A 9372-nucleotide genomic window follows, 5' to 3' on the forward strand; every position below is an offset into this window, starting at 1 on the left:
CTTCACCGTCAGCGCAATCTCCTCGCGCGCCTGAGCCTCCTCGGGCAATATGTCCCGGAATCCCCACGGTGTGGCCGTCATCTGGTGAGCCTCCTCATGCTGTGTTTCGTATGGAACAGAAGACCGGCATAGCTCCGCCGGTTTTCTGGGTACTTTAGCATACTAGAGTGTTTGCGGGGAGAATCGTCCTCCTCGGCTCACACCGTATTCATTTGGAAACATAGGAGCGGATTGTCGCAACCCAACCCCACCTAGACGCCAATCGCACGACGATACTCTGCCATTACCTGCGCATCGGCAGCTGCGGGGTCGGCAAAATAGCGCCAGTCATAGGTCTCGGCCGAAACAACTCCGCGATAGCCGCGCGCCACCAGCCTATCCAGGTCGGCGCGCATATCGCGGTCGCCGTCACCCCAGGCAAGATGCGTCGTGCCATCTGCCGCAACATCGACAAAATGCACGTGGGCGACATCATCGCCAAGCAGATCGAAATAATCGTCGATGGTATCCCCTGCCACCGCCATAGCGCCCAAATCCAGACACGCCTTAAGTGCCGGATGATCAACTGCCTCGATCATGCGCTTCGTATCGGCCGCCGAGTTCACGATCATCGACTCAACCGGCTGTAGGGCCTCGAGCACCAGTCGCACACCGCACTCTCCCGCATGCTCGGCAATCGCACGCAGCATCGAGGCGCTGCGACCCCACGCGTCCCCGATCGGCTCGTTCAAAAATGCCCAGCCGCTCGAGACCATGACCTGCTCGGCTCCAAGTTCCGCCGCGATATCTACAACGTTCTTAAAGTACGCGAGCGTGCGGGCACGCGCCTCATTCCCGCGCGCCGCGATATTCCACGGCTTGGGGTTGTTCTGTTCGGGACAAAGTCCCACAATCCGAACCCCATACCGCTGCGACAGCTCCCGTACCCGCTCGAGCGAATCGTATCCATGGCAATCGACATACAGATGCATCGCCCCGGTCCAAAGCTCGCAACACGTGTAGCCCGAAGCCGACGCCGAAGAAAAGAACTCCTCAAGATCAAAGTAGCGATGGCTGATATTCATAACGGCAAGCTGCGGATACTCCATCTTGTCCACCTTTCGGCAAAAGGGCGCCGCAGCACAGTGTGCGCGACGCCCCCTCTTACATTGTTCTCATTATGACGGATACTCTACTGGACACCAAGCACTCCAAAGAACGCGCCAGCGATACTCACGAGCAGGATCACGAGCATGATGACCAGCGGATTCATCTTCTTTTTGAGCATGAGATAGACGATTCCAAACAGCCCCATCGTGACAAAGCCCGGGAAGATTCCGTTGAGCAGCTCGGCCAGCGTCTGAGCACCATCGCCCGCACCGACCATGAGCGGAATGTCCACGGTGACCATCTCCATGGTCATAGCGCCGATCACCATGGCGCCCATGATAGAGGCCATCTTGACGATCGTGTCCATAATGCCCGATTCCTGGACCTTGCTGATCATGTCCGAGCCAAAGCGATACCCCACAAACGTCAGCAGGTAACGGATGATGTAGTGAGGGACATTGAACACGAGCAGGAACAAAATCGGGCCAAGAATAGAGCCCTGTAGCGCCAGCGACGTGCCGACACCCGTTGCCAAAATTCGCAGCGTGCCCCAGTAGAAGGCATCGCCCACGCCGGACAGCGGCCCCATCAAAGCAAGCTTGACATTAGAGATCGCGCTCGTGTCAAAGCTATCGTCAGTAGCGTTGACCTCCTCCATTGCAGCGGCGATGGACATGGGGAGCGTCGAGATGTACGGCGTGACGTTATAGAGCTCCATATGGCGCTTGAGGGCGGCCTTAAAGTCCGCATCCTGCGGATACAGCTTGCGAAGGATCGGCATAAGGGCCCACATAAAGCCGATATGGCCCATACGCTCGTAGTTCCAGGAATGCTCATAGGGAATCGAGCGCCAGAACAGCTTCTTAAGGTCTGCGCGGGAAATCAGCCCGTCGTAAGAAGACTCAAACTTAAAACTCATCGAACCCACTCCCAATCGCAGGATCATCGGTTGCCACTGCGGGCTGCTCCGCCTTTTTCTTGTCACCCAAAACCGTCATCGCGACGACGATGATCGCGGCAAAGATCGCCACGCCCGTCGTGCTAATGCCAAAGTAGGCGACGAGGAAGAAGCCAGCGAAGAAGAACGGCGCCACCGTCTTGTTCATAATCATCTGAGCCAGCATTGCAAAACCGAGTGCGGGCAAGAAGGCGGCGGCGACATCCATACCGGTCTGAACGAAATCGGGGATGATGTTGAGCAGGCTGGCAACAGCATCGGCGCCAAAGAAGAATGCCAGGGGAATAATCAGCAGGCCGCACCAGCTCTGCGCGTAGCCGGCGATGAGCATGTTGCGCGTGATGGCCTTGGTGTCTCCGTCCTCGACGTTTTTGTCGATACGGTGCACCAGCAGCAGCATCACCGGCTGGCCCAGGGCAGTATCGAGCGCCAGGACGATCGTTGCGATGGGAATGCCCAGGGTCAGGGCCGCCGAAGCGTCCGCGCCGGCCTGCATGGCAAGAGATACGCCCAGGATAGTGCCGGAAATCGTATCGGGCGGGTTATAGGCGCCGACCGAGATGGCGCCGACCATGGCAAGCTCCATCGTGGCGCCCATGATCGTACCGGTCACCATGTCGCCCATGACAAGGCCAACCAGAGGTCCGAGCACGATCGGGCGCTGGAGGTAGCTCGTGCCCGTCAGCCACTCGGAATAGCCCAAAAGGGCAATCAGGAAAATCAGGATTGTCTTGATAACCATGACAGCCCCTAACCGATAACCTTCGCGGCGTCAGTCTTCGCATCTGCCGGAATCATCTGAATGAACAGTTCATAGCCCTCGCCGAGCAGCTCTTTGACGTATGCCTCGTTTTCGGGCGTAAGGAACACGCTCGTCGAGACCTGGCGGGCATTCTCGCTAAAGGCAACGTTGCCGAGGTTGATCTTCTTGACTCCCATCGCCTTGGCGACGGCACCGGCCTGCTGGATCGTCTCGCAAACCACGAAGAGCTTGTACTTGTCGGTCACTCCGCTCTGGAGCGCCTTGACGGCATCCTCGATGTTTTTGACAACGACCTTGCAGCCCTCCGGCTTTGCAAGGGACAGGGCCTGCAGACGAAGCTTGTCATTGAGGACCGTGTCGCTCACCAACAAGATGCAGTCGGCACCCAGAGCCGAGGTCCAGCTAACGGCAACCTGGCCGTGAAGCAGTCGATAGTCCACGCGAATCATCTGAATCATGATGTGCTCCCTAGTGGTTAAAACTCATCGAGTTCGGCCTGCCCCAGCAGGTCGTTGACGTACTTGACCTTGGTGTCGTCCGCCTCGACGATCTGGCGAATGGCCTCATCGATCGGGGTGGATTCGGGCACGAACAGCAGCTGAATAAGGAGCGGCAGGTTCATGTTGGTCACGAGGTGCGTGTTAGGACGCGTCTGGACGATCTTGGTGAACTCGTTGTTGACGCTGCCGCCAAAGAGGTCGGTGCACACGACGACCTCATCGTCCGCGGCAAAGCCGTCCAGAATCGCTGCGGCCTCCTTGGTCAGGTCCTCGTTTCCGTCGACATACATAGAGAGCGCATGGACGTTTTCGCGCTCGCCGGAAAGCAGGCCGATGCTCTCGACGATTCCAGACGCAAAATGAGCATGGGACGCCACGATAAACTGCCTCATTCGATTCCCCTTCCTTGCGAATTTCGGCATAAAAATGCCCGGACGCATGCGCCCGGGCAGGGTGCTTCTTAAATGAGTGGTCAACTATTAGTAGTCGAACTGGTGATAGTAACGACGGTAGTTGAGGTTGTGCTTGGTGACCGTCTCGTAGTAAGCGGCAAGGCGATCGGTGATCAGCGAGGAGAGAATCCACGGAGACACGATGACGCGGAACTCGTCGTCAAGGCCGGGGATCGCGAACTCGGCGGTGTCGATGATGTTGATGTCGGTGTCGCCGGTCACGCCGCGGTTGAGGAAGGCGCGGACGCGCTCGTCGAGCTTGCGGTTCTCGTCCTCGCCCATGAACAGGAACACGGGGACGCCGGGCTCCACGAGCTCGAGGGTGCCGTGGAAGAAGTCGGCCGAGGTGATGTAGCGGGTGCGCTTCCACTGCATCTCCTCCAGGATGCACATCGAGAACAGGATCGTCTCGCCCCACAGGGCGCCCGAGCCGATGAACATGGTGTAGGGGGCCAGGGCGTACTTCTTGGCGAGCTCCTCGGCGCGCGGCTCGAAGCTCTTGCGGATGTCGACCAGGTGGGTCCAAACGTCCTTGGTCTGCTCGATGAACTTATCGAACTGCGGGAAGCAGCCACGGCGGTTGAGCAGGCGCAGGCCGAAGCAGTCGGCGAGGTAGTAGCCCATCTCGCAGCCGCCGTTACCATGATCGGAAGCCATCTTGACGCAATTCTCGGCGCCGACAGCCTGGCCGATGGGGCCCTCGGGCTTGGTCATGGCGTAGACGCGAATGCCCTTTTCCTTCATCTTCTTGACGGCCTCGAGGACCTCGGGGGTGGTGCCGGACTCGGAGGCGGTGAGCACGACGGACTTCTCGGTCATGCGCTTGTGGCCCATGACGTTCCACTCGGCGGCGTGGATCAGGTAGACCTCGAGGTCGCGGTCGCCGAACTTGTTCATGAGGTACTCGAGCTGCATGAGCTCGTCCCAGGTGCCGCCGACGCCCATCAGGAACACGGCGTCGTAGCCCTCGTCGGCGACCTTGTCGGCGAGCGCGGTCATCTTCTTGCCGGTCTCATAGACGTTCTTGCCGTCCTCGACGTAGCCCTCCTGGCTAAAGTGCATGATCTCGATCTTCTCGGTTTCCTTCATGGCTTTTCCTTTCTGTCCAGCACGCGAATCTATACATCGCGTTTCTTTTCGATACCAATTATAGACATACACCCAACGTGTTTTTAATACCACTTTTCAATCTGTTCCAATCCTCGGTGAACGGTCGAAATTCTCTGGTGAGTGGTATCAAATTATAATTTGATGTATAGCTAACGCCCCCGGCGTCTCCCTTGTGTGACAAAGAACAGCGTTCCTACCAGCGCAATAATGGTCGATGCTCCAAACAGTACCGTCTGGACGCCCAAAGCCTCCGCCAAAAACGGAGCCGCCAGCAGCGGCACCACGCCGGCGCTCATCAGGCCAAAACGCACAAAGCCGGTAATGCGCCCCAGGTATTTGATGTCGGCACGCTCCTGAATCAAGATCATCTGCAGCGGCTCCAGGAACCCCCAGGCCAGACCGTTAATCGCCTGACCGACAATCGCGACCCCCAGCATATCTGTGCCCACGTACACCATGGACCCAATGCCCACGGCCATGAGCGCGCCGAGCAGCAATCGTAGGTTGACATGGCGAGCAGAAAGCTTGGTCAGGATGAACGCGCCCACCGAGGAAGTGAGGCCCACGACAGAGGACAGCCAGCCCAGCCAGACGATATCCACGTTGAGCACATCACGGTAGAACAACGACTCAAGCGAATCAAACGCGCCAAACGCAAAGAATCCCAAAAAGCCCGAGATAAAGATGAGGCGCAGGTCGTGGTCGCGAAACGTAAGTCGCGCACCCTCGGCCATGCCGCCCAGAATACCGCCCTTCGGCTTTTCCCCTTTTGCGGGAACAACGCACTCGCGACAGCCCAAGGAGAGCACGGCCGCCACACCCATCATGCCCGCCATGAGCAGGTAGACCGATTGCGTGGCAAAACAGCTCACGATGGCACCGCCGAGCAGCGGGCCAGCGGTATAGGCGATATTGCTGTAGAACACCATGAGACCGTTCACGCGGGTACGGCCCTCGGTGGTCGACTCCAGGTATCCCGGAAACGCATGCGTGCAGGTGTTGATAAAGCCGCCCGCAAGCCCCAAGACGCACGCGGCAAACACAAGCCCGGGGACAGACAGCGGCGCCAACCCCACGCCAAGCGATAGCACAGCCGTAATCACGCACGTCACAAATGACGTCCGGCGCGGTCCAAAGCGATCGATGACCGAACCCGACACCATATTGCCCGCCGACGTCATAAGATTGCGCACGAGCGTAATGGCGGCAACCAAAAAGGCCGTGCCGGCCAGATCATACGTGGCCGCACCGATAAGCCCCAAAAAGTAGACCGCGTTGTTGGCGCACCACTGCAGGGACTCAATAAGAATCAGCCTGACCTCTGCCGGCGTCAGGCGCATTGCTTCGCGATCCTTCGCGAACATACGAACTCCTTCTATACAAAAAGGGGATGGAGGGCATAGGCCTGCTCCATCCCCTTTCCAGGTTGCAACGAAAATCTATGCAGCCGGGCCCTTACGCCAGCACGCCGAAGAACGCGCCGATGATGCCCACGACCATGGTGGCCACGATCAGCACCATGGGGCTGATCTTCTTGGACAGCAGCCAGTAGTACAGCCAGAAGGCTATCATGCCGAGCATGCCGGGCATGATGCCGTCCAGGATGTCCTGGAGGGTCTGGGCGTCCTCGCCCGAGCCGATGGCCACCGGGATGCTGGCCCAGAACATGTCCTTGCACATGGCGCCCACGACCATGACGCCCACGATGCCCACGCAGGTCATGATCTTCTGCATGAGGCCGGTCCTCTGGGCCTCGTCCAGGAAGCCCACGCCCAGCTCGTAGCCCTTGACGGCGCCCCAGATGCGCAGCGCGAAGCCGGGGATGTTGTAGATGAGCAGGAAGGCGATGGGGCCGAAGGGGTTGCCGGCCTGGCACAGGCTGATGCCCACCGCGGCGGCGACCACGCGCAGCGTCGACAGGAAGATGGAGTCGCCGATGCCGGACAGCGGGCCCATGAGGGCGGCCTTGACGTCGTTGACGCTCTCGGGCTCGATCTCGCCGCGGGCGACCTTCTCCTCCATGGCCATCGCGATGCCGCCGACGAACGGGGCGAACTGGACGGTGATGTTGAAGAACGCGCAGTGGCGGTGCAGGGCCTCGGCGTAGTCGTCGGGGCGGCCGGCGTAGATCTTCTTGAGCATGTTGGCGACCATCAGGCAGAAGGCGATGTTCATCTGCTTGTAGTAGGTCCAGGAGAACTCCATGCCCAGGGCGCCGACGTTGACGGCGCTCTTGACGAGGTCGGAGCGCGTAATCTTGTTCTCGGGACTAGAAGTCATCGTCCTCATCCCCTTCCGCGGAGAGCTGGGGCTGGGCTCCGCCCAGGCCGAGCAGGTCGAACTTGTCGATGCCGATGATGATGGCGATCAGGGCGACGCCCAGGACGGGCACGTTGGCGTAGGAGCACAGCAGGAAGCCCAGGAAGTAGAAGGGCACGAGCTGCTTGGTGAGCACCAGGCGGCCGAGCATGGCGAAGCCCATGGCAGGCAGGAAGTTGGCGGCAACGCCAAAGCCAGCAAGGACAAAGGGCGGGATGAAGTCGAGCAGGCCCTGGATGGCGTCAGCACCCAGATAGAACGACAGCGAGCACAGCAGGAACGCCATGATGATACCGGTCAAACCGATCAGGAAGTGCATCGCATAGACACCCTTAAGGTTGCCCTGGCCGGAGAAGACATCAGCGCGGTCAACCAGAATCGGCAGGGCGGCGTTGAGGATGTTCTTGATGGCAAGGCACAGCGTGGCGATGGGCATGGCGAGCGCGATGGCTGCCTCGGTGCTCTGGCCCAGCTGGATAGCGAAGGCGCAGGCGAGCACGCCGCCGATCGTCTCATCAGGCGGCACGTAGGCGCCGATGGAGATCGAGCCCATGAACAGCAGCTCCAGACTCGCACCGATCGCGAGGCCGGACTGCAGGTCCCCCAGCACCAGGCCCACGAGCGGGCACAGGACGATGGGGCGGAACGCATAGAGCGTACCGAGCTGGCAGTCGAACTTACCAAATGCGGCGATAAGTCCGATGAGGATTGCTTGGGTAAGCATATATCCCCCTTTCCTAATAGGACACTACGAAGAGCTCAGACTCTTCGAAATTGAACGCCTAGAGCACGCTGGCGCAGTCGACCTTGGGGTCGTCGGCCAGGGGTCGAATCTCGACCTCGACGCCACGATCCAGCATCTCGCGCACATCGGCTTCCTCGGCCGCGGTCAGGAAGACCTGACGAGAGACCTGACGAGCATCGGGACGCTTCTCGTCCTTTGGCTTGGTGTTGCCCAGGTTGACCGACTTGATCTGCGGGCAGCCCTCAACAAGCTGCTTTGCCTCAGCAATAGTGGCGACACAGATGATCATCTTGTACTTGTCGGTCACGCCCGAGTTGATAGCTTCGATTGCATGCTCCATATCTTTGATGACGAGCTTGCAGCCGGCAGGCTTGCCCATCTTGAGCGTCGTCTTCCACACCGGGTCGTTAGCGACCTTATCGCCCACGCAGAAGATGCAGTTGGAGCCAAGGCCCTGAACCCAGGAAACTGCGACCTGGCCATGAAGCAGGCGATGGTCAACGCGAAGTAGCTGAATCATAATGTGACCCCCCAAAGGTCTTGTGCCGTCTTACGGCGTGTCAGTAGGTGCTGCGGATTAGAACTCTTCTTCCTCGTCGTCATCGACCAAAAGATCGTTGACAAACTTCACGCGCGTATCGTCCGCAGCGACGATGGCGCGAATCGTCTCCTCAACCGGCGCCGACTCGTCAGAGAACAGCAACTGGATGAGGAGAGGAAGGTTCATGTTGGTAACGAGGTACGTGCGGGGACGCGTCTGGACGATCTTGGTGAACTCGTTGTTGACGCTGCCGCCAAAGAGGTCGGTGCAGACAACGACATCATCGTCAGCAGACATGCCTGCCAGCAGTTTTTGGGCCTCCTCGGCCACGTCCATGCGGCCATCGACGAACATCGAAAGATCGTGGACGTTGTCGCGAGCGCCCGAGAGCAGCTCGACGCTCTCCTTGATGCCGGTAGCGAAGTGCGCATGGCTGGCGATGATGTACTGTCTCATTCTGTGTTCCTCTCAATAGCCCGGCACGTTCCCGCACCCGTTTTCTTTAGTAGTCGAACTGGTGATAGTAGCGACGATACTTGAGGTTGTGCTTGGTGACCGTCTCGTAGTAGCGAGCCAGGCGGTCGGTAACGAGCACCGTCAGAATCCACGGAGACACGATGACGCGGAACTCGTCGTCAAGGCCGGGGATCGCGAACTCGGCGGTGTCGATGATGTTGATGTCGGTGTCGCCGGTCACGCCGCGGGTCAGGAAGGCGCGGACGCGCTCGTCGAGCTTGCGGTTCTCGTCCTCGCCCATGAACAGGAAGACCGGGACGCCGGGCTCCACGAGCTCGAGGGTGCCGTGGAAGAAGTCGGCCGAGGTGATGTAGCGGGTGCGCTTCCACTGCATCTCCTCCAGGATGCACATCGAGAACAGGATGGTCTCGCCCCACAG

11 protein-coding genes and 1 pseudogene are annotated in these 9372 nt (G+C 59.4%); all 12 read right to left on the reverse strand.

The features are described 5' to 3' along the window. Positions 1-251: 251 nt before the first annotated feature. Positions 252-1088: a sugar phosphate isomerase/epimerase family protein gene (locus ABHR76_RS08555; RefSeq protein WP_138113419.1), complete on the reverse strand. Its 837-nt coding sequence runs from the start codon at positions 1086-1088 to the stop codon at positions 252-254. An 83-nt stretch (positions 1089-1171) separates the two neighbouring features. Continuing rightward, complete coding sequence (locus ABHR76_RS08560) at positions 1172-2008, reverse strand: PTS system mannose/fructose/sorbose family transporter subunit IID (RefSeq protein WP_117629983.1); 837 nt, start codon at positions 2006-2008, stop codon at positions 1172-1174. Next, positions 1998-2789: a PTS mannose/fructose/sorbose/N-acetylgalactosamine transporter subunit IIC gene (locus tag ABHR76_RS08565; RefSeq protein WP_138113421.1), complete on the reverse strand. Its 792-nt coding sequence runs from the start codon at positions 2787-2789 to the stop codon at positions 1998-2000. Before ABHR76_RS08565 ends, ABHR76_RS08560 begins: the two co-directional genes overlap by 11 nt. 8 nt (positions 2790-2797) lie before the next feature. Next, positions 2798-3268, reverse strand: coding sequence for a PTS sugar transporter subunit IIB (locus ABHR76_RS08570; RefSeq protein ID WP_346977366.1), 471 nt, complete (start codon positions 3266-3268; stop codon positions 2798-2800). Positions 3269-3285: 17 nt separating this feature from the next. After that, positions 3286-3702, reverse strand: coding sequence for a PTS sugar transporter subunit IIA (locus ABHR76_RS08575; RefSeq protein ID WP_117743676.1), 417 nt, complete (start codon positions 3700-3702; stop codon positions 3286-3288). Positions 3703-3789: 87 nt separating this feature from the next. Continuing rightward, positions 3790-4851, reverse strand: a complete 1062-nt coding sequence (locus tag ABHR76_RS08580) for an SIS domain-containing protein (RefSeq protein ID WP_346977368.1) — start codon at positions 4849-4851, stop codon at positions 3790-3792. A 170-nt stretch (positions 4852-5021) separates the two neighbouring features. Continuing rightward, the gene (locus ABHR76_RS08585) at positions 5022-6236 is read right to left on the reverse strand and encodes an MFS transporter (protein WP_175406083.1); all 1215 of its coding nucleotides are present in this window, start codon (positions 6234-6236) and stop codon (positions 5022-5024) included. A 91-nt stretch (positions 6237-6327) separates the two neighbouring features. After that, positions 6328-7161, reverse strand: coding sequence for a PTS system mannose/fructose/sorbose family transporter subunit IID (locus tag ABHR76_RS08590; protein ID WP_138113429.1), 834 nt, complete (start codon positions 7159-7161; stop codon positions 6328-6330). Next, positions 7142-7915 (reverse strand): PTS mannose/fructose/sorbose/N-acetylgalactosamine transporter subunit IIC, encoded by a 774-nt coding sequence (locus tag ABHR76_RS08595; RefSeq protein WP_138113431.1) that lies wholly within the window; start codon positions 7913-7915, stop codon positions 7142-7144. Before ABHR76_RS08595 ends, ABHR76_RS08590 begins: the two co-directional genes overlap by 20 nt. Positions 7916-7973: 58 nt before the next feature. Then, positions 7974-8456 carry a PTS sugar transporter subunit IIB gene (locus ABHR76_RS08600; RefSeq protein WP_117630086.1) on the reverse strand — a complete coding sequence of 161 codons (483 nt, stop codon included), beginning with the start codon at positions 8454-8456 and terminating at the stop codon, positions 7974-7976. A gap of 57 nt (positions 8457-8513) precedes the next feature. After that, entirely contained in the window at positions 8514-8933 is a 420-nt protein-coding gene (locus tag ABHR76_RS08605; protein WP_035137739.1) for a PTS sugar transporter subunit IIA, read from the reverse strand. 46 nt (positions 8934-8979) lie between these two features. Further along, positions 8980-9372 (reverse strand): annotated as a pseudogene (locus ABHR76_RS08610) (SIS domain-containing protein); the annotation flags it as partial.

It is taken from the genome of Collinsella aerofaciens (assembly GCF_039752985.1).
Lineage (GTDB): Bacteria > Actinomycetota > Coriobacteriia > Coriobacteriales > Coriobacteriaceae > Collinsella > Collinsella aerofaciens_BT.